General features: G+C 74.9%; 13 protein-coding genes, 1 tRNA gene and 1 pseudogene. 7 read left to right on the plus strand and 8 right to left on the minus strand.

Features of this window, described 5'->3' with window-relative positions:
* Positions 1-22: 22 nt before the first annotated feature.
* Together ABZ646_RS17995 and ABZ646_RS18000 are read right to left on the minus strand one after the other, a co-directional pair.
* Positions 23-451: a BlaI/MecI/CopY family transcriptional regulator gene (locus ABZ646_RS17995; protein WP_360519568.1), complete on the minus strand. Its 429-nt coding sequence runs from the start codon at positions 449-451 to the stop codon at positions 23-25.
* 148 nt (positions 452-599) lie between these two features.
* Complete coding sequence (locus ABZ646_RS18000) at positions 600-2,222, minus strand: hypothetical protein (RefSeq protein WP_360519599.1); 1,623 nt, start codon at positions 2,220-2,222, stop codon at positions 600-602.
* Between the two features lie 325 nt (positions 2,223-2,547).
* Between ABZ646_RS18000 and ABZ646_RS18005 the strand changes: the two genes are divergently transcribed.
* From ABZ646_RS18005 to ABZ646_RS18025, 5 genes and pseudogenes are all read left to right on the plus strand, one after another.
* Positions 2,548-3,210 carry a response regulator transcription factor gene (locus ABZ646_RS18005; protein ID WP_360519571.1) on the plus strand — a complete coding sequence of 221 codons (663 nt, stop codon included), beginning with the start codon at positions 2,548-2,550 and terminating at the stop codon, positions 3,208-3,210.
* Complete coding sequence (locus tag ABZ646_RS18010) at positions 3,207-4,583, plus strand: HAMP domain-containing sensor histidine kinase (protein ID WP_360519574.1); 1,377 nt, start codon at positions 3,207-3,209, stop codon at positions 4,581-4,583. The genes ABZ646_RS18005 and ABZ646_RS18010 overlap by 4 nt, the downstream gene beginning before the upstream one ends.
* 153 nt (positions 4,584-4,736) lie before the next feature.
* Positions 4,737-4,943 carry a cold-shock protein gene (locus tag ABZ646_RS18015; protein WP_360519578.1) on the plus strand — a complete coding sequence of 69 codons (207 nt, stop codon included), beginning with the start codon at positions 4,737-4,739 and terminating at the stop codon, positions 4,941-4,943.
* 479 nt (positions 4,944-5,422) lie between these two features.
* Positions 5,423-6,736, plus strand: coding sequence for an L-seryl-tRNA(Sec) selenium transferase (selA, locus tag ABZ646_RS18020; protein WP_360519581.1), 1,314 nt, complete (start codon positions 5,423-5,425; stop codon positions 6,734-6,736).
* 15 nt (positions 6,737-6,751) lie between these two features.
* Positions 6,752-8,494 (plus strand): annotated as a pseudogene (locus ABZ646_RS18025) (SelB C-terminal domain-containing protein); the annotation flags it as partial.
* Between the two features lie 35 nt (positions 8,495-8,529).
* On the opposite strand, the gene ABZ646_RS18030 reads toward ABZ646_RS18025, so the two are convergent.
* A tRNA-Sec gene (locus ABZ646_RS18030) sits at positions 8,530-8,622 on the minus strand.
* A gap of 34 nt (positions 8,623-8,656) precedes the next feature.
* Between ABZ646_RS18030 and selD the strand changes: the two genes are divergently transcribed.
* Positions 8,657-9,676, plus strand: a complete 1,020-nt coding sequence (selD, locus tag ABZ646_RS18035) for a selenide, water dikinase SelD (protein ID WP_360519584.1) — start codon at positions 8,657-8,659, stop codon at positions 9,674-9,676.
* On the opposite strand, the gene fdh is transcribed toward selD, so the two are convergent.
* From fdh to ABZ646_RS18060, 5 genes are all read right to left on the minus strand, one after another.
* Complete coding sequence (gene fdh, locus ABZ646_RS18040) at positions 9,677-12,937, minus strand: formate dehydrogenase (RefSeq protein WP_360519587.1); 3,261 nt, start codon at positions 12,935-12,937, stop codon at positions 9,677-9,679.
* Between the two features lie 3 nt (positions 12,938-12,940).
* Positions 12,941-13,717: a hypothetical protein gene (locus ABZ646_RS18045; protein ID WP_360519589.1), complete on the minus strand. Its 777-nt coding sequence runs from the start codon at positions 13,715-13,717 to the stop codon at positions 12,941-12,943.
* Positions 13,718-13,835: 118 nt separating this feature from the next.
* Positions 13,836-14,879, minus strand: a complete 1,044-nt coding sequence (gene nrfD, locus ABZ646_RS18050; protein ID WP_360519591.1) for an NrfD/PsrC family molybdoenzyme membrane anchor subunit — start codon at positions 14,877-14,879, stop codon at positions 13,836-13,838.
* Positions 14,876-15,943, minus strand: coding sequence for a 4Fe-4S dicluster domain-containing protein (locus ABZ646_RS18055; RefSeq protein ID WP_360519593.1), 1,068 nt, complete (start codon positions 15,941-15,943; stop codon positions 14,876-14,878). The genes nrfD and ABZ646_RS18055 overlap by 4 nt, the downstream gene beginning before the upstream one ends.
* Positions 15,944-16,118: 175 nt before the next feature.
* The gene (locus tag ABZ646_RS18060) at positions 16,119-17,663 is read right to left on the minus strand and encodes an FAD-dependent oxidoreductase (RefSeq protein ID WP_360519595.1); all 1,545 of its coding nucleotides are present in this window, start codon (positions 17,661-17,663) and stop codon (positions 16,119-16,121) included.
* A 197-nt stretch (positions 17,664-17,860) separates the two neighbouring features.
* On the opposite strand from ABZ646_RS18060, the gene ABZ646_RS18065 reads away from it, so the two are divergent.
* On the plus strand, positions 17,861-19,984 hold the full coding sequence (locus ABZ646_RS18065) for a SpoIIE family protein phosphatase (RefSeq protein WP_360519597.1): 2,124 nt from the start codon (positions 17,861-17,863) through the stop codon (positions 19,982-19,984).
* Positions 19,985-20,132: the final 148 nt, after the last annotated feature.

Here is a 20,132-nt window from a genome sequence, read left to right on the forward strand (position 1 = left end):
GTAGACGTTGACCAGCACCGGCTCACCGCCTCCCGTGCGGGCTCTTGCTCTCGGCGGGCGGGTCGGCGGGCCCGGACAGCAGCTGGTGCAGCAGATGCTCGTCGTGCTCGGACAGTTCCGAGACGAAACGGGCCAGCACCGCCTCGCGGTCGGAGCCGCCCGCGAGCAGGGAGTGCATGCGCCGGGCGGTGTGGGACGCCTCGTCGCGGGCCGGTTCGTAGGCGTAACCGCGGCCCTCGCGGTGCCGGACGAGCATGCTCTTGTCGTACAGCCGGGACAGGATGGTCAGGACGGTCGTGTACGCGAGGTCGCCCGGCAGCCGTTCCTGGACCTGGCGCGCGGTCTGCGGACCGTCGGCCGCCCAGAGCGCGGCGAGCACATCGCTCTCCAGCTCGCCCCGCGCCCGCCTGCCGGACCCCTCTCGGGCTTCCTCGTCTCCTCGGCCCGTCACCCCACCGTCCGCCTTCCCTCACCGTCGTTGCGGACAGGCTACCCGGCCACCTCCTACTTGTCGTAGGACGAGCCCTCGCCGGAGCTCACCGGGGCGGCCGGCGAACCGGCCAGGTGCGCCCGGATCCCACGGCCGGGCGTCCCGGTGGTCACGAGGACGACGCGGACGGCACCCGGGCCGTCGTGATCGTCATCGGGGTGCCGGTGACCGCGATGAGGTAGGTCCGGGGGTGCAGGACGCGGAAGCCGCCCGGCGGGGTGACGACGTACTCGGCGGTGGCGTGCGGGCCGAGGGTGGCGGGGCCCGCGGTGACCTTCCACCAGTCGGAGGCGCCCTGACCGGTGCGGCTGGCGAAGTGCGGGGAGAGCCGGGTTCCCGTCCTGTTGACGGCGCGGACGTCGATGGCGGTGACGCCCACCCGCGCGTGCCGGGTGACGACACGCGCCGCGAGGCTCATCCGCAGGGGCGGCGGGCTGGCGGCGGCGACCGCCACGCACAGCAGGGCCGGCGTGAGCAGCGCCGCGGCCAGTACGGCCCGCGCACGGCGGCCGGCGACCCGGGGCAGGGCGGGCTGCCAGGCGGTGGCGAACACGGCGGGCGGCGCCGTGGCGGCGGCCGCCAGCCACAGCGGGGTCATCAGCAGGAAGTAACCGTCCTGGGACCGGGTGGCCAGGTAGAACGCGGTCCACGGCAGGACGGTGAGGGCGGGGCCCAGTCGGCGGACGAACAGCACGGTGGCGGCGAGCAGGCCGAGCAGGAACAGCGTGCTGCCGTAGGAGTAGTAGTCCAGGCGGCTGCTGCCGGCGGTGAAGTAGTAGGAGATGCCCATCACACCCTGGCCGTGCAGGATCGCCTTCTGCTCGAGCGGCAGCAGGATGCCGTGCAGCCAGCCGGAGAAGTCCTGGACGGCGAAGTACGCGTTGACGGTGGCCCAGGCGAGGACGGCGGTGCCCGCGTAGCGGAGGGTGACCGCCAGCGCCCGGCGGTGGCCGAGTTCGCCGCGCCGGACGGCGTAGAGGCCGATCAGCAGGAACGGGGCGAGGAACCAGGCGAGCTGCTGCGCGGCGCAGGCGGCGCCCAGGCAGACCGCCCGCAGGAGGCCGGAGGTGCCCAGGCGGCCGCTCGTGCCGGTGTCCGGCCAGCGGACCACCGCCGGGACGAGCAGGGCGAGGGCCGTGACCGCCGGATAGCCGTCGTAGGCGTACTGGGGCAGGAGGCCGAAGCCCAGGCAGACGGCGGTGGCCGCGGACCGCCACACGGGCGGGAGCAGGAACCACAGCAGGACCGAGGAGGCGAGCAACAGGGCCGTGGTGACCAGGGTGGCGGCCGCCGTCGAGTGGACGACGGCGTGGACGGGGGCGGCCAGCAGTGCGGTGAGCGGCGGGTAGCCGTAGGTGTAGTCGGCGCCGCCGGACATGGTCTTGGTGATCCCGACCCGCGGGGTGCCGAAGAGCCAGGGCCATGGCTGACCGTAGACCGGGTGACCGCGCAGGATCTCGCTCGCGGCCTGGGCGGTCAGCACGCCCTCGTCGCTGCCCGCGTGGTCGAGCAGGTAGCCGCAGGTCACCAGGGCGACGGCGGTGGCGAGGACGACGGCGTCCACCCGGATCAGCGAGCGCCGGTCGCGGACCGTCAGGCAGAGGACGCCGCAGACGAGGATCGAGGCGTAGCAGACGGAGATGACCGCGGCGACGGGCGGGGCGGACGTCATGGCGGTGGTCCAGGCGGCCCGCGTTCCGATGAACAGGCTGATCGTCGCCAGCAGGGTCATCCCGCGGTGCAGCTGCCGGGGCCCGGCACCGGTGCCGCCGGGAGCCGGGGGCGGCGTCGCCCGGTCCGTCACCCTGCGCAGCCGTGCCCTGGCGCCGGCGCCGGCACCGTAGGCGTCGGCCATGACGCCCACCTCCCTCGCCTCGTGCGGCCAAACGGCAACTACATCATGTAGAGGTAGGCATACGGTGAGAGCGCGACAGGAATGCACCCGTTCGGCGTCTAGAGTTGCATGTCGCGTCTACACACCTGTAGTCGTGTCGGCGTTCACGCGCGGACATCCACCCGAAAGGCCCCCGTCCCGCCGGGGCATCCGACGGAGGAAGATGCGTCACAAGGTCCTGGTCGTCGAGGACGATCACGCGTTGCGGGACGTGCTGCGCCGCGGACTGGCCGACGAGGGGTTCGAGCCCGTGCTCGCCCCCGACGGCGCCACCGCCCTGCGCCTCGCCGCCGATGGCATCGGCGCGGTCGTACTGGACGTCGGGCTGCCGGACGCCGACGGCCGGGACGTGTGCCAGGCACTGCGCGGCAACGGCTTCGGCGCCCCGGTCATCTTCCTGACGGCCCGCCACCACCTGACCGACCGGCTGTCCGGGTTCTCCGCCGGGGGCGACGACTACCTGCCCAAACCGTTCCACCTCGCCGAACTGGTGGCCCGGCTGCGGGTCGCGCTCAGACGCTCCGGACCGCCCGCCGTGGCCGCGACCGGCGACCTGGTCCTGGACGCGACCCGGCACAGCGTGCGGGTCGGCGGCGTGGAGAGCGGTCTCTCCCCGACGGAGTTCCGTCTGCTGGCCGCTCTGATGGCGGCGGACGGCGGCACCGTGAGCCGCCGGAACCTGATCGGGGCCGCCTGGCCGGACGGCGCCCAGGTCAGCGACAACACCCTGGACCAGTACCTGAGCAGGCTGCGCCGCAAGCTGCGCGAGGCGGGCAGCCGTCTGGTCCTGCGCACGGCCCGCGGGATCGGCCACCGGCTGTCATGACGCGCTCTTGGCGCCGCCCGGCCCCGCGCACCCTGCGCGGCCGGCTCTCGCTCGTGGCCCTCACCACCGCCGCGCTGCTGATGGCCGTGCTGACCGTGGTGTTCAACGTCGTGGTGGAACGGCACCTGCGGCACCAGGCGGACGACGAACTGCACACCCGGGCGGCCGCCGTGGCCACGACCGTCGACACCGGCGGCCGGCGGGTGCGGGTGGTGGAGACCGTCAACGACGGCCTCCTCGACGCCAACGCCTGGATCTACTCCGGAACGCGACTGCTGGAGAAGCCGCCGACGGCCCCGGCCGACGGCGCGCTGACCCGGGCCGCCGGCCGGCTCGCCGCGGACGGCCGCGCACTCTGCACGACGGCCGGGCCCGAGGGTTCCCGGCACGTCCGCATGTGCTCCCGGCCCCTGTCCGGCCCCGGCGGTGCAGCCGTGGTTGTCACGGCCCTGGACCTCGCCCCGTACCGCAACTCGGCCAGGACCCTGCTGCTGGGTTCCCTGGTCCTGGACGCCGTCGTGCTCACCTGCACCTACGCGCTGACCCGGCTCGCCGTCGGACGGGCGCTGCGCCCGGTGCGCACCATGACCGACCAGGCCACCGAGTGGAGCGCCGCGGGCTCCGACGAGCGTTTCGGCAGCACCGGCCAGCCGGCCGAACTCGCCCGGCTGGGCGCCTCCCTGGACGGCCTGCTGGACCGTGTCCGGACCGTGCTGCGGCACGAGCGGCAGCTGACCGGGGAGCTGTCCCACGAACTGCGCACCCCGCTCACCCGGATCGTCGTGGAACTCGACTGGTGGCGGGCCCGGCCGCGCTCGGACGCCGAGACCCGCGCCACCCACGACGTGATCGCGGAGGCCGCCCGGTCCATGCGCGCCATCTGCGACACGCTGCTGAGCGACGCCCGCGACGGCGCGCCGGACGCCGCCACCACGCCCGGTGCCACCGCGGTGCTGCCCGTCCTGTCCCGGCTGGTCGAGGGCCTCGGTGTCCGGGCCGGGGTCAGGGCCGTCGTCGAGGCGGCTGATCCGGAGCTGGCGGCGGGTGTCGCGCCCGCGCTCCTCGAACGCATCGTCAGCCCGCTGCTGGCCAACGCGGGCCGCTACGCCGGATCCACGGTGACCGTGACCGCGCGGCGGACGTCCGGCGGCGTACGGATCGGCGTCGCCGACGACGGGCCGGGCGTGCCGGAGGCATTCACCGGTGAGCTCTTCCAGCCGGGCCGCCGCGCCGATCCCGACGACGGGCACGACGGCGCGGGCCTCGGGCTGCCGCTGGCGCGGCGGTTGGCGCGCGCCGTCGGCGGCGAGGTGTCCCACGACCCCGGGCACGCTCCGGGCGCACGTTTTCTCGCCGACCTGCCCGCGGGCTGACCACGGGCGGGACCCCGTGCCCCGGCCGGTACGGCACCGGTTCACCCGGTGGGGTCATGATCGGGCGCCGGGCGAATGCCGGGCCCGGCGCCGGGGGAGCATCCTCGCGGTCCACGACGATCGGTTCGCGGCGGCAAGGTGAAGGAAGCAGCGATGGCCCAGGGCACAGTGAAGTGGTTCAACGCGGAGAAGGGGTACGGGTTCATCACCCCGCAGGACGGCAGCGCGGACCTGTTCGTGCACTACTCGGAGGTCCAGGGCACCGGCTTCCGGACCCTGGAGGAGGGGCAGAACGTGGAGTACGAACTCGGCCAGGGCACCAAGGGCCCGCAGGCCGTGGGGGTCCGGACGATCGGCTGAACCGTCACCGGGGCCGGTGCCGGGCTCGCGCACCGCGGCTTCCGGCTGCGCTTCACGGCCCGGCTGCTGTCGTGGACGGGTCCGGCGGTCGCGCCGCTCGCGCCCGCCTTCGCGGCATCCGTGAGGCGCTGAGGCCGGTCTTCCCGGGGCCGGGGGCCCGCCGTGCGTGCCCGTGCGTCCTGAGGCGGCGGCGGAGGCCGCGGGCCACGCCCGAGCCACGCCCGACCCAGCACTCACCCACACCACGCCGTCCGTGACGCCCCCGGCCGGCGGCCCGCTCTGCGTGCGGCGGCGGAGGTCGCGGGCCGTGTACGGGCCCGAGGCTCGCGGCGGGGTGTGGGGGGCCGCGTCGGGGGCTTTCAGCGTGTCGAGGGGTCCGTAGGGGGCACTGGAGGACGATGGGGGTGGTCGGGCAGTCGCAGGCGGGGCGGAGGGACGGGAGCCGCATGGGTCCGCGGGGTGCAGCGGAGGAGAAGGGCGTGCAGCCGGGGCTGCCGGGGCCCGACGTGCGCCGGCTGGTGCCGCGCACCGATGTCCTGCTGCGGGAGCCGCGGCTGGCCGAGGCGGCCCGGCAGCTCGGTGCGCCCGTGGTCAAGGCCGCCGTCCGTCAGGCGCAGGAGCGGGCCCGGGCCGGGCTGGTGGCGCCCGAGGACGTGGCGGGTGAGGCGCTCGCGCTGCTCCCGGACACGGCGTGCGGGCTGCGCCCGGTGATCAACGCGACCGGCGTGCTCCTGCACACCAACCTGGGCCGGGCGCCGCTGTCGGACGCCGCCCGGCGCGCGGTGGCCGGGGCCGCGGGGCCGACCGATGTGGAGCTGGACCTGGAGACCGGGGTACGGGCCCGGCGCGGGCGCACGGCGTTGCGGGCGCTGGCCGACCGGGTGCCGGCGGCGGGGGCCGTGCATGTCGTCAACAACGGCGCGGCCGCGCTGGTGCTGGCCGCGACCGCGCTCGCCGCCGGCAAGGAGATCGTCGTCAGCCGCGGCGAGATGGTGGAGATCGGCGACGGGTTCCGGCTGCCCGACCTGCTGCTGTCCACGGGCGCCCGGCTGCGCGAGGTGGGCACCACCAACCGCACCACCGCCGCCGACTACGCCGCCGTGGTCGGCCCCGACACGGGGTTCGTGCTGAAGGTGCACCCGTCCAACTTCCGTATCACCGGGTTCACCCGGGCGGCGGAGGTGGACGAACTGACCGGGCTGGGTGTCCCGGTCGTCGTCGACATCGGCTCCGGGCTGCTCGGCCCGCACCCGCTGCTGCCGGACGAGCCGGACGCCGCCACCCAGTTGCGGGCCGGCGCCGCCCTGGTCACGGCGAGCGGCGACAAGCTGCTCGGCGGCCCGCAGTGCGGACTCCTGCTCGGCGAGGAGGGCCTGGTCCGCGCCCTCGCCCGGCATCCGCTCGCCCGCGCCCTGCGCGTCGACAAGCTGACCCTGGCCGCCCTGGAGGCCACCCTCACCGGGCCGCCCACACCGACCGCCGCCGCGCTGACCGCCGACCCCACCGCCCTGCGCGAGCGCGCCGACCGGCTCGCCGCCTCGCTCGCCGCCGACGGCATGGACGTACGGGCCGTCGGCAGTGCCGCCACGGTCGGCGGGGGCGGGGCGCCCGGGGTGACGCTGCCCAGTGCCGCGCTGTCGTTGCCCGAGCCGTTCGCCGCCGTGCTGCGGGCCGGGCGGGTCCCGGTGGTCGGGCGGCTGGAGGCGGGGCGCTGTCTGCTCGATCTGCGGACGGTGCCTCCCGAGGACGACGCCCGGCTGGCCGGGGCGGTCCGTGCCGCGGCGCACGGGTAGGGGGCGGGCGTCGTCATGCGGGTGCTGGCCACCGCGGGACACGTCGACCACGGCAAGTCCGCCCTGGTGCGGGCGTTGACGGGCATGGAACCGGACCGGTTCGAGGAGGAGCGCCGCCGGGGGCTCACCCTGGACCTGGGGTTCGTGTGGACCCGGCTCGGTGCGGACGGCGAGGAACTCGCCTTCGTGGACGTGCCGGGCCACGAGAGGTTCGTGGCGACGATGCTGGCCGGTGTCGGCCCGGTGCCCGCGGTGCTGTTCGTGGTGGCCGCCGACCAGGGCTGGCAGCCGCAGTCCGAGGAGCACCTGGCGATCCTCGACGCCCTCGGGGTACGGCACGCCGTCCTCGCCGTCAGCCGCGCCGACCTGGCGGAGCCGGCACCCGTGCTGGCCGATGCCCGCGAGCGGCTGGCGGCCACCTCGCTCGGCACGGTCCCCGCCGTCGCGGTGAGCGCGGTGACCGGCGCCGGACTCGACGAACTCCGTGTCGAACTGGGGAAGTTGGCGGGCCGCCTGCCGGTGCCGTCCGCCGCTGCGGACGTCCGGCTCTGGCTGGACCGGGCGTTCACGGTACGGGGGCACGGCACGGTGGTCACCGGCACGCTCGGGGCCGGCACCCTGCGGGTCGGGGACCGGCTGGTGACCGGTGACGGCAGGACCGTGCTGCGGGTCCGCGGGCTCCAGTCCCTGCACGAGGACCGCACCGCCGTGCGCGGGGTCGCGCGCGTGGCCGTCAACGTGCACGGCCCCGGCGTGGGCGAGCTGCGGCGCGGCGAGGTGCTGCTGGCGCCGGGGCGCTGGCTGCGTACCGGGCTCGTGGACGTCCGGGTCGCCGGGGAGGCCGTCGCCGACCTGCCCCGGAGCGTGACCCTGCACATCGGCACCGCCGCCGTCCCGGTGACCGTCCGCCCGCTGGGCGAGGACACCGCCCGGCTCGCCCTGGCCCGTGAGCTGCCGTTGCGCGTCGGCGACCGCGCGGTGCTGCGCGAACCGGGCGGCCGGCGCATGCCCTGTGCGGCGACCGTGCTGGACGTCCGGCCGCCGCGGCTGGCCCGGCGGGGCGCGGGGCGGGCGCGGGCGGCGGAACTGGCCGGCCTGAGCGGCGCCCCGGACGGGGCGGCCGAGCTGCGCAGGCGCGGGCTGATCCGGCGCCCGGAGCTGCTCGCGATGGGCGTCCCGGCGCCGGTCGCGCCCGTGGCCGGGGACTGGCTCGTCGACGCGGACCACTGGGCGCGGCTGGGCACGAGCCTGGCCGAGGCCGTGGACCGGCACGCCGAAGGCCGTCCCCTGGACCCCGGGCTGCCCACCGAGGCCGCCCGCCGGCTGCTGGACCTGCCCGACCGGGCTCTGGTCGACGCGCTCGCCGCCGCGACCCCGGGTCTCATGGTGCGCCAGGGCCGCCTGTACGGCGCCGAGCAGCGGCGGCCGCCCTTGCCGCCCCCGGTGCAGAAGGCGGTGGACGCCGTACGCGCGGACCTCGAACGGACTCCGTTCCGCGCCCCGGACGCCGGGCGGCTCGCCGAACTGGGTCTCACCCGCAGGGCGGTGGCCGCCGCGGAGGCGGCCGGGGCGCTGCTGCGGATCGCCGACGGGATCGTGCTGCTGCCCGGCGCGGACGGGCGGGCGGCCGCCGTCCTCGCGGGGCTGTCCCAGCCGTTCACGCTGAGCGAGGCCCGGCAGGCCCTGGACACCACCCGGCGGGTGGCCGTGCCGTTGCTGGAGTACCTGGACGCCCGCGGGTACACGGAGCGCGTGGACGACACCCGCCGACACTGCCGGCAGCAGGCGGGGGACGGAGGCGGACGGGAATCGAACCCGCCTGCCCGAGATCCTCGGGCACCTCGGTTTTGAAGACCGGGAGGGCCACCAGGCACCCACACGCCTCCACCGACCGCCACGCTAGTTCCCCAGGAGAGCGGAATGACACCAGCGACCCGCCCGGCGTCCGTACGGCTCACGCAGTTCGCCCACGGCGGCGGCTGCGCCTGCAAGATCCCGCCCGGTGAGCTGGAGGAGGTCGTCAGCGGGCTGACCGCGCCCTCCCTCACCGGTGCCGAAAGCCCGCTGCTCGTCGGCCTCGCCACCGGCGACGACGCGGCCGTGGTCACCGTGCCCGGAGCGGAGGGGACGGCTGTGGTGTGCACCGCCGACTTCTTCACGCCGGTCGTCGACGACCCCTACGACTGGGGGCGGATCGCCGCCGCCAACGCGCTGTCGGACGTGTACGCGATGGGCGGCCGGCCGCTGCTCGCGGTCAACCTGCTCGGCTGGCCCCGCGACCGGCTGCCGTTCGAGCTGGCCCGTGAGGTGCTGCGCGGCGGCCTCGACGTGGCGACCGAGGCGGGCTGCCATGTCGGCGGCGGGCACAGCGTGGACGACCCCGAGCCGAAGTACGGCATGGCGGTCACCGGGGTCGCGGACCCGGCGCGGCTGCTGCGCAACGACACCGGGCGGCCAGGACTGCCGCTGTCGCTGACCAAGCCGCTCGGCGTGGGCGTGCTGAACAACCGGCACAAGGCGACCGGCGAGCGGTTCGAGCAGGCGATCGCGACCATGACGGCCCTGAACCGGGACGCCTCCGCCGCCGCGCTGGCCGCCGGGGCGAGCTGCGCCACCGACGTCACGGGGTTCGGTCTGCTGGGTCACCTGCACAAGCTGGCCCGCGCCTCCGGGGTGACGGCCGTGCTGGACACCGCCGCGGTGCCCTGCCTGGAGGGTGCCCGGGAGGCGGTCCGCGACGGGTACGTCAGCGGCGGCACCCGGCGCAACCTGGAGTGGGTGGCTCCGTACACCGACTTCGGGGACACCGACGCCGACACCCGGCTGCTGCTGGCCGACGCCCAGACCTCCGGCGGGCTGCTGGTGGCCGGGGAGGTGCCGGGGGCGCCGGTGATCGGGGAGCTGGTGGCGCGCGGGGACCACTCGCTCGTCCTCAGGTGATCAGGGCTCCGTGCCCGTGTGGTCGTCGATGCCCGCCCGGGCGCGGTAGGAGCGCACCAGTGCCAGGGAGGCCGGGCCGCGCGGACGGCGGCCGGGGCGGATGTCCACGGCGAAGGCCTTGGTCTCCTGGATGTGGGTGTTGGGGTCGAGGGACAGGTGCAGCAGTTCGTTGGCCGCGTCCCCGGTGCTGTAGCCGTTGGGGCCCCAGTGGTAGGGCAGGCCGACCTGGTGGAGCCGGCGGCCCTGCACGGTCAGCGGGGCCATCCGGTCGGTGACCAGCACCCGGGCCTCGACCACGCCGCGGGCGCTGACGATCGTCGCCCAGCCGGTGTGCTCCAGGCCGCGCTCGGCGGCGAGTTCGGGTGACACCTCGCAGAAGAACTCGGGTTGCAGCTCCGCCAGGTAGGGCTGCCACCGGGACATGCCGCCGGCGGTGTGGTGCTCGGTGAGCCGGTAGGTGGTGGCCACGTACGGGAAGACCTCGGAGCCGGGCTCGGTGCCGCTGGGCTGGTAGCGGTTGTCGGGGTGCGGGGGCATCAACTGCCGTACCGGGTTGCGCTGCTGACGGTAGAGCAGGTTCGGGAACGGCGAGTCCTGCGGCTCGTAGTGGGTGGGCAGCGGGCCGTCGGTGAGGCCGGAGGGCACGTACAGCCAGGCCTTGCCGTCGGCCTGCATGATGAACGGGTCGGTGCCCGAGAGGGCCTCGGCGGCCGTCGCGCCGGGCGGCGGACGGTGCTGCGGGGACTTGTTGTCGGCGAAGTCGGGGATGTCGTGGCCGACCCACTTCGCCTGTTCCTCGTCCCACCACACCAGTGCCTTGCGTTCGCTCCACGGCCTGCCGTCCGGGTCGGCGGAGGCGCGGTTGTAGAGGATGCGGCGGTTGGCGGGCCAGGCCCAGGCCCATTCGTTCGCGACCCAGTTCTGTTCCTTGCCGGGCTTGCGCCGGGCGGCCTGGTTGACGCCGTCGGCGTAGACACCGCAGTAGATCCAGCAGCCGCAGGCCGTGGAGCCGTCGCCGTTCAGCTGCTCGTAGGAGGCGAGCGGGTCGCCCTCGGCGTCGTAGCCGTTGATCTCGGCGAGGACGGCCTCCGCCTCCGGTTCGGCCAGCGCGCCCTTGGTCGGGTAGTCCCAGGTCAGGTCGAGCACCGGCTGGTCCATGGGGTCGGTGGAGCCGGCCAGCTTCTCGCGGATGATCCGGCCGAGGTGGAAGGCGAACCACAGCTCGCTGCGGCAGTCCCCCGGCGGTTCGACGGCCTGGTGGTGCCACTGGAGCATCCGCTGGGTGTTGGTGAAGCTGCCGTCCTTCTCGGTGTGCGCGGCGGCCGGCAGGAAGAACACCTCGGTGCGGATGTCCTCGGTGCGCAGCTCACCGGTCTCGATCTCGGGGCCGTCCTGCCACCAGGTGGCCGACTCGATCAGGGAGAAGTCGCGGACCACCAGCCAGTCCAGGTTGGCCATGCCGAGGCGCATCAGTTTGGTGTTGGCGTTGCCGACGGCGGGGTTCTCGCCGAGCACGAAGTAGCCCTTGCAGACGCCCTCCAGCTGGGCCATCGTCGTCTCGTAGGTGGAGTGGGAGCCGGTCAGGCGCGGCAGGTAGTCGAAGCAGAAGTCGTTCTCGGGGGTGGCCGCGTCGCCCCAGTACGCCTTGAGCAGGCTCACCAGGTAGGAGCGCATGTTGCCCCAGTAGCCCTTGCGGGCGGCCTCCGCCTCCACGTACGCGTCCAGGTCCTGGTTCTGGTGGGCGTGCGGCATGGGGAGGTAGCCGGGCAGCAGGTTGAACAGGGTGGGGATGTCGGTGGAGCCCTGGATGGAGGCGTGGCCGCGCAGCGCGAGGATGCCGCCGCCGGGCCGGCCGATGTTGCCGAGCAGGGTCTGCAGGATGGCGGCGGCGCGGATGTACTGGACGCCGACGGTGTGCTGGGTCCAGCCGACCGCGTAGGCGAAGGCGGTCGTGCGCTCCCGCCCGGAGTTGTCGGTGACCAGTTCGCAGACCTGGCGGAAGACGTCCTGCGGGACGCCGCAGATCTGCTCGACGGTCCCCGGTGTGTAGCGGGCGAAGTGCCGTTTGAGGACCTGGAGGACGCAGCGCGGGTGGGTGAGCGTCTCGTCCCGCTCGGGTTCGCCCTCGCCGATGTCGGCGCCGCCGGAACCGTGTGCCTCGCCGCGTGCGGCCTCGCTCACCGAGCTGCCGCCGCCGGTGCGCTCGTCGTACTCCTGGTCGCGCTCACCGGACGCGGCCTGCGTCTCCATGCCCTCGTACTGCCAGCTGCTGTTGTCGTAGGAGCGGCTGTCGGTGTCGAGGCCGGAGAAGACGCCGTCGAGGTCCTCGGTGTCCCGGAAGTCCTCGCTGAGGATCACGGGTGCGTTGGTGTACGCGACGACGTAGTCCCGGAAGTACTTCTCCTGTTCCAGGACGTAGTTGATGATCCCGCCGAGGAAGGCGATGTCGGTGCCCGCGCGCAGCGGTACGTGCAGGTCGGCCAGTGCGCTGGTGCGGGTGAACCGCGGGTCGACATGGATCAGCTTGGCGCCGCGGGCCTTCGCCTCCATGACCCACTGGAACCCGACCGGATGGCACTCGGCCATGTTCGAGCCCTGGACGACGATGCAGTCCGAGTGCTGGAGGTCCTGCTGGAAGGTGGTCGCGCCGCCGCGTCCGAACGAGGTTCCCAGACTGGGAACGGTGGAGGAGTGTCAAACACGCGCCTGGTTCTCGATCTGGATCGCGCCGATCGCCGTGTACAGCTTCTTCAGGAGGTAGTTCTCCTCGTTGTCGAGGGTCGCTCCGCCGAGGCTCGCGACGCCGAGGGTGCGGCGGGTGCGGGTCTCGTCGACCTCCCACTGCCAGCCGGCCCTGCGGGATTCGATGACCCGGTCGGCGATCATGTCCATCGCGGTGTCGAGGTCCAGGTGCTCCCAGGTGGTGCCGTGCGGGCGCCGGTAGAGGACCTGGTGCTCGCGGGCGTCGCCGGTGGTCAGCTGGAGGCTGGCCGAGCCCTTGGGGCAGAGGCGGCCGCGGGAGACCGGGGAGTCGGGGTCGCCCTCGATCTGGGTGACCTTGCCGTTCTCGACGTAGACGTTCTGGCCGCAGCCGACCGCGCAGTAGGGGCAGACCGACTTCACCACGCGGTCCGCGCTCGCCACCCGGGGGGTCAGCCGGGCGCTGCGCCCGCTCTTCGCGGCGGCGCCGCGGCCCAGCGGGTCGGTGCCGGTGAGCTGACGGTAGACCGGCCAGGAGTCGATCCAGGTGCGTACGCCCATGGTTCAGTCCTCCCGTTCCGTGCCCCGGCGGTCGGCGGGCCGGCTGCCGAGGGTGTCCCGGATGCGGTCCGTCACGGCCGCCGCGGTGCCGGCGCCCGCGACGGCCGCCGCCGGTTGCCGCGGGGCGTGCGGGTGCGGGCGGGTCGGTGCGGCCCGCCAGGCGCGCACGACCTTCTCGCCGAGCCGCTCCCGGTCCTTCCGGGAAAGATTCTCCCGCAGCCGGGCGAACACGGCATCCTCGAAGGCCACGTGCCGGCGCAGCTGGTCGACGAGCTGTCCGACGAGGTCGTCGAACTCCTCGCTGTCGGGTGCCGCCGCGCCGAGCGCGGTCAGGGTGCGGGCGCCCTCGCGTTCCTGCGCCAGCGCCTCGTCGGCGACCCGGTCGCCGTCGTCCAGGACGTTCAGGTCGACGATCGACTCGCGGCGTTCGAGGTGCCGGGGAGCGCCGCCCTGCTTCGCGCCGGGCAGGGCCTGGAGCTGTTTCACGAGAGCGGTGATCCGGTCGTGGTCACGGGTCAGCGTGTCGGTCAGCTCGTGCACGTCGCCCGGGGCGCGCTCGCCCTCGGGACAGGCGTCCCGGGCGCGGCGGGCGTCGCCCATCGCGGTGTCGGCGGCGGCCCGGTCCTTGAGCCACCGCCGTACGGCGTCCTTGCCGGTGGGGTTCTCGACGGGCGGGTTCACCAGGTGCTGGGACGCCTGCCCGGGCGTACCGGGGCGGCGCTGTGCGGAGGGGTCGAGGCCGGACGCGGGCATGCGCAGCACCTGGCTCCTGGTGGGCATCGACACCACCTCCCCGCACGCATCCGGCCCTGTCGTCCCGCCGGAGTACCCGTGGCGGTCCGGCCGAAACGGGGACGGCTGGTGTACGGGAGGTGTGGGGGCGCCCCGTCGCCTCCCCTTATCCTTCCGCCCCCTTCGCGTCCAGCCGCTCCCGCTGCGGTACGACCGTGTACTTGGGGTCCTCGGCCGAGGCGACCCCGGCGTGGAACACGCCGAAGCGCAGCGCCGCCGAGCCGGTCAGCAGGGCCGCGCCCGCCACCGCCGCGAGGGCACGGTGGGGCCGTCGGCCGCCGAGGGCCGCGAGGGCCGCGCCACCCGCCGTGAGGAGTTCCGACGTACGCAGCAGGGTGTGCGCCCGGCCCTGTTCGTACGGCTCGGACAGCAGGCCGCCCATCCGGTGCTTCATGAGCTGGAAGCAGCCCAGCTCCAGGGCGGCGCCCACGGTCGCGAGCCGCCGGGCGGGCCCGGTCTGCGCGGGCGGCACCGCCAGCAGCGCCAGCCCGGCCGCCGCGGTCGCGCCGGAGCCCGCGAAGACGAACGGCAGTTCGCGGTAGCCCGCGTGCCAGGACGGCACGGCGGTGTCCGCGACCAGCACGGCGGTGTAGGTGACGACCGCCGGTCCCAGGACGGCGGCCGACGCGGTGGCGGCCGCGCCCACCGGCCGGTACCGGTTCGCGACGTCGCTCGCCGCGGCCGCCATGGCCAGCGGGGCGTACCCGGCCAGCAGCCAGGAACCCACGCTCATCGGCGAGGTCGGCTTCAGGACGCGCAGCATGTTGAGGAAGCGGGCCGGGCGCCCCAGGTCGTGGACGAGTGCGGCCAGCGACAGCGAGATCCCGCCCGTCGCGGCCAGCTTCGCGGCCCGGGCCAGCGCGGGACGTCCGGTGAGCTGCCCGCCGGCGGCCAGCAGCGAGGAACTGCCCGCGAGCCCGCCCAGGTACAGGTAGCCGGCGATGTCCAGCGGCTTCCAGGTGGGCTTGTTCAGGATCGGCTTGCCGTAGTACGACGAGAACTCGGCCTCCGGCACCATGCTCCGCTCGCCGCGCCCCTTCCCCTTCGTCCCTCTCTTCCCCTTCCGGCGCCTTCCGTACGTGCCGGTGACGGCGTTGCGGCCGGCCCGCGCCCCCCGGACGCCGTCGCGTGTCACATCGGAACCGCTCATCGCCGCCTCCTCGGGCCGACGCGCACGAAACTGCCGGCGGCGAGCGCCATGAGCGTGGCCGCCGCCAGCGCCGCGTGCCGCCACATGTCGGGCAGGTCCCCGGTGGTGACCACCGGGTCCGGGGGCAGGCCGTACACCTCCGGCTCGTCGAGGAGCAGGAAGAACGCGCCGTCGCCGCCGACCCCGTCGCCGGGATCCTCGCCGTACAGCCGGGCGTCGGCGACGCCCGCCGCGTGCAGCCGGCCGACCCGCTCGGCCGCCCGCTCCCGCAGCTCGTCCAGGGGCCCGAACTGGATGGAGTCGGTCGGGCACGCCTTCGCACAGGCCGGTTCCATGCCGACGCCCAGCCGGTCGTAGCACAGCGTGCACTTCCAGGCCCGTCCGTCGTCCTCGCGCTGGTCGATGACGCCGTAGGGGCAGGCGGGCACGCAGTAGCCGCAGCCGTTGCAGATGTCCTCCTGGACGACGACCGTGCCGAACTCGGTGCGGAAGAGCGAGCCGGTGGGGCAGACGTCGAGACAGGCCGCGTGGGTGCAGTGCTTGCACACGTCGGAGGCCATCAGCCAGCGCAGTTCGGTACGCCCGTCCGGGGACACCGGGGAGATCTCGCCGGCCGGCGCGCCCGCCGGCGCGGTGCCGGTGCCGGGGGTGGGGGCCGTGGCTCCGGGGCCGGGCGACGAGGCAGAGGTGCCGAGGACGCGGGCGGCGGCGAACACGTCGACGTCGTCGTGGGCGACGCCGGGCTCCTGGACGGCGAGCGGCTTGCGCTGTTCGATGAAGGCCACGTGGCGCCAGGTGTCGGCGCCCAGCCCCTGGGTGTTGTCGTAGGACATGCCGGTCAGTTCGAGGCCGTCCTCGGGGACCGCGTTCCACTCCTTGCAGGCCACCTCGCACGCCTTGCAGCCGATGCAGACGGTGGTGTCCGTGAAGAAGCCCATGCGCGGTGGGCTGTCCGGGTAGCCGGCCGCGCCCGCCACGTCCGGCTGCGGGCCTGACAGCTGGTTGCCGTGTCCCCGGTCCGGCCGTGCCCTGCGGGTCGCGTCGTCCGCGCCGCCGTCGGTCATGGCTCGCCCTCCTTCACGTGTCGCCCCCTCGCCGGCCGGGGCGCGTCGCGCACCGGGATCCGGTGGGCCTCGGCGCGGGGCAGCAGGATGTCGGCGACTCCAGTCTGACCTGGAAGCGGTACTCCGGCACCTCCCGGTTGCGCGGCCCGCATGGCCCGCCGGGTGCCCACGACGGTCAGGGTGATGTGATCTCACGCGGTTCCAGCGGCCGGACCGCCGGGCCCTGGAGGATGCGGCCGTCGGGGTCGAAGCGGGAGCCGTGGCAGGGGCATTCCCAGGCCCGCTCCGCGCGGTTGAAGGCGACGAGACAGCCGAGGTGGGTGCAGCGGGCCGAGACGGCGTGCAGTTGGCCGCTGTCGTCGCGGTGGACGGCGCACGGGTGGCCGCCCACCCGCAGGACCGCTCCGTCCCCGGGGGCGAGGTCCTCGGGCGCGGGCGCGGTCACGGACGGCAGCCGGTCGCCGACGAAGTGCTTGGCCACGTGCGCCTGGTTCTTGAGGAAGGTCCCGCCCTCGCGGACCACGGAGGCCAGCCGGCGGGGGTCGTACAGGCCGGCCCACTCGGGTTCCCGGCCCTCGACGAGGTCGGCGATCAGCCGGCCGGCCATGATGCCGCCGCTCAGGCCCCAGCCGCCGAAGCCGGTGGCCACATAGGTGTGCCGGCTGCCGGGATGGAGGCGCCCGACCAGGGGGACGGAGTCGGTGGAGTCGTTGTCCTGGGTGGCCCAGCGGTGGGTGGGGGTCAGTCCCGGGAAGCGGCTCTCGGCCCAGGCGGTCAGCCGGGCGAAGCGTTCCTCGACGTCCGCGGCGCCGGGGGCGCCGGGCGTGAAGTGCTCGCCGGTGACGACCAGCAGACGGGTGCCGTCGGCGTAGGGGGCGCTGCGCACGGACCGGGTGTTCTGCTCGGTCGTGATGTACATGTCGCGGGGCGCACGGGCCGCGTCGATCGTGCCGGCGACGACCAGCTCGCGGCGCGGCGAGAGCCGGGTGAAGAGCAGCGCGCGGTCGAAGATCGGGTAGTGGGTGGCGACGACCACCTCGCGCGCCCGCACCGACACGCCGGTGTCGGTCTCCAGGACGCAGGGTTCGCCCTCGGTGAGGCCGGTGACACGGGTCCCCTCGTACACGGTGCCGCCGTGCCGTTCCAGGTCGTCGGTGAGGGCGCGCAGGTACTTCACGGGATGGAACTGCGCCTGGCCGGTCACCCGGACCGCCCCGGCCACCGGGTAGGGCAGCTCGGTGCCGGTGACGAACTCGGCCGGCAGGCCCGCCTCACGTGCCGCCTCGGCCTCCGCGCGCAGGGCCTCGACATGCTCGGGGGCCTCGGCGTACGTGCAGGCCGCCGCTTCCTCCCACTCGCAGTCGATCGCGAGGTCGGCGACGATCTCGGCGGCCCGGCGCAGCGCGGCCGACTGCGACTCGGCGTACAGCCGGGCGCCCTCGCGGCCGCGGGTGCGGCGCAGGTGGTCGTAGACCAGCGTGTGCAGCGCGGTCAGCTTGGCGGTGGTGTGGCCGGTGACGCCGGCGGCGATCCGGCCGGCCTCCAGTACGGCCACCTCACGGCCCCGGCGGGCCAGCTCCCAGGCGGTGCTGAGGCCGGCGATCCCGCCGCCGACCACGGCCACGTCGACGGAGACGTCCCCGGCGGGCGGTGGAGCGGGGGCACCGCCCGGCGCGGTTTCCAGCCAGTACGATCCCCGGATCTCTCGCTCGGCGTTCATGGCAGCCGAGTTCCCGCCACGCCGGGATGACACCCGTACGCGGCCCCGGGCGGGTGGGCGGGTGGCTTCGGGGAACCCGGTGGTTGACCGGTACCCGATACGAAGGGGCCGGACGGGCGGATACGGGCCCTGCCCACGGGCCGGCCGTCCCCCCTCCGGGAGGCGGTGTGAGCCGAGACGCGGCGCGGTGCGACGCCGTGACCGAGACCGAGACGCTGGACGCGGCCCTGCTGGAAGTGGTCCAGCAGAGCGGGGCCTCCAGAGGGCTGCTCTACGTCCTGCCGTACGGCGGTGACGCGCTGTGGCTGATGACGCTGACGGGCGCGCCACGCGAGATGGCCGTGCCGTGGACCCGGGTCGGCCTCTCCGACCGGGTGGCGGTGGCGGACGCGGTCCGTGAGGGCCGCCTGGTGTGGGTCGGGGACCTGGAGGAGATGGCGCGCCGCTACCCCCGCACGGCACTCGTGCTGCCCTACGAGTTCGCGCTGGCCGCCGCGCCCCTCGTCGACCGGGGCGTGCCGGTCGGCGGTCTGGTGCTGCTGTGGCCGGGTGGCCACGCGCCGATGCTCGGTGCCGGCGAGCGCGCCGCCGTGGACGCCGGCTGCCGCCGGCTCGGCGGGCTGCTGGCGCGGGCGCACCGGAAGCGGGACCGTCCGCCCTCGCAGCCGCGCATCCTGCCGCATCCCTCGCATCCGCGCACACTGCCCGCCGAGGCGGGCGAACTGGCCGCGTTCATCGACCGGCTCCCCGGCGGGTCCTGCGCGCTGGACGTGACCGGCCGGTTCACCTTCGTCACGCCGGAGGCGGCCCGGCTGCTCGCGGCGGACGTGGCCGAACTGATCGGTGCCCCGCCCTGGGAGGCGCTGCCGTGGATGGACGTGCCCGACGTGGAGGACCGCTACCGCCGCGCCGTGATGAGCGGACGGCCCATATCCTTCAGCGCCACACGGCCGCCCGGCACCCTCCTGGTGTTCGACCTCTATCCGGACCCCTCGGGCATCAGCGTGCGGATCCTGAGCGCCGATCCCGGCGGTGATCCGCTCCGCGCGCCGTCCGGGACGCCGGCCGCCCCCGTCGACACCGCCGCCGGGCCCGGCCGGGCGAGCCTCCTGTACCACCTCATGCACCTGGCCGGCACCCTCACCGAGGCCGTCGGTGTCCGGGACGTGGTGAACCAGGCCGCCGACCAGCTGATGCCCGCGCTCGGCGCCACCGCGATGGCCCTGATGGCACCCCGTGACGGCCGGCTCAGAATGCTCGGCCACCGCGGCTACGACCCCGGCCTGATGGCGTACTTCGACGATCTGCCGCTCAGCGAGGACACCCCCGCCGTGCGCGTGCTCGACTCGTGCAGCGCGCAGTTCTTCAGGAGCTTCGAGGAGCTCCAGGAGAGCTACCCGCACGCCGTCCACCTGGACGACAAGGTCTCCTGGGCGTTCCTGCCGCTGGTCGCCTCCGGCCGCGCCGTCGGTTCCCTGGTCCTCGCCTACGACCGGCCCCAGCACTTCCCGCCCTCCGAGCGGGCCGCGCTCACCGCGCTCGTCGGGCTGGTGGGCCAGGCCCTCGAACGCGGTCGTCTCTACGACACCCAGTACACCGTCGCCCACCGGCTCCAGGGCGCCCTGCTGCCCCGGCGTCTGCCGTCGGTCCCGGGGCTGAGCGCGGTGGCCCGCTACCGCCCGGCCGGACACGGCCTGGAGGTGGGCGGCGACTTCTACGACCTGATCCGTCTGGACGAGCACCGCGCCGCCGCCGTGATCGGCGACGTCCAGGGACACGACATCGACGCGGCCGCGCTGATGGGCCAGGTCCGCGTGGCCGTGCACGGCCACGCGGCGGCCGGAGCCGCTCCCGGCGAGGTGCTGGGCGCGTCCAACCGGCTGCTCGACGACCTCGACTCCGACCGGTTCGCCAGCTGCCTGTACGTACACCTGGACCTCGCCCGCCGACGGGTCTGCCTGGCCAGTGCGGGACACCCGCCCGCCGTGCTCCGGCATCCGGACGGCCGTACCGAAGTGCTGCGGGTCCCCGCCGGGCTGCTCCTCGGCATCGAGCGGGAGGCCGACTACCCGGCCGCCGAACACCGACTACCGGCCGGCTGTGTCCTGGTCCTGTACACGGACGGGCTCGTCGAGCGTCCCGGCCTCGATCCGGACGCCGCGGTCGCGGCACTCGCCCGGCTCGTCGCCCGCACGGACCCCGCCGATCTGGACCGCATGGCCGACCGGCTGCTCGGCCACGCCTCCGACCCGGCCGACGACGTGGCGCTGCTCCTCCTGCGCCCGCATACGGCGGCACCGGACGACGACGGCACCGGCTGAGCCGCCCGCGCCCGGATCGGTCGCCGGATGCGCGAGTCGACCTCCCCCGGCCGGGTACGCGGTCGAAACCATGAGCGCCGACGGCGCGGGAGGCGCCTGTACAGGCTTCACGTCCGGCGTCTCATCCCCCTGTCCGCGGCTCCCCGGC

The organism is Streptomyces sp. NPDC007162 (genome assembly GCF_040634175.1).
Classification (GTDB): domain Bacteria; phylum Actinomycetota; class Actinomycetes; order Streptomycetales; family Streptomycetaceae; genus Streptomyces.

Excerpts from the sequence above, each read along its gene's own strand:
- ABZ646_RS18000 (WP_360519599.1), bottom strand. The coding sequence starts at position 2,222 with ATGACCCTGCTGGCGACGATCAGCCTGTTCATCGGAACGCGGGCCGCC.
- ABZ646_RS18045 (WP_360519589.1), bottom strand. The coding sequence starts at position 13,717 with ATGCCCACCAGGAGCCAGGTGCTGCGCATGCCCGCGTCCGGCCTCGAC.
- ABZ646_RS18005 (WP_360519571.1), top strand. The coding sequence starts at position 2,548 with ATGCGTCACAAGGTCCTGGTCGTCGAGGACGATCACGCGTTGCGGGAC.
- ABZ646_RS18060 (WP_360519595.1), bottom strand. The coding sequence starts at position 17,663 with ATGAACGCCGAGCGAGAGATCCGGGGATCGTACTGGCTGGAAACCGCG.
- selD (WP_360519584.1), top strand. The coding sequence starts at position 8,657 with ATGACACCAGCGACCCGCCCGGCGTCCGTACGGCTCACGCAGTTCGCC.
- ABZ646_RS18055 (WP_360519593.1), bottom strand. The coding sequence starts at position 15,943 with ATGACCGACGGCGGCGCGGACGACGCGACCCGCAGGGCACGGCCGGAC.
- ABZ646_RS18015 (WP_360519578.1), top strand. The coding sequence starts at position 4,737 with ATGGCCCAGGGCACAGTGAAGTGGTTCAACGCGGAGAAGGGGTACGGG.
- ABZ646_RS18010 (WP_360519574.1), top strand. The coding sequence starts at position 3,207 with ATGACGCGCTCTTGGCGCCGCCCGGCCCCGCGCACCCTGCGCGGCCGG.
- nrfD (WP_360519591.1), bottom strand. The coding sequence starts at position 14,879 with ATGAGCGGTTCCGATGTGACACGCGACGGCGTCCGGGGGGCGCGGGCC.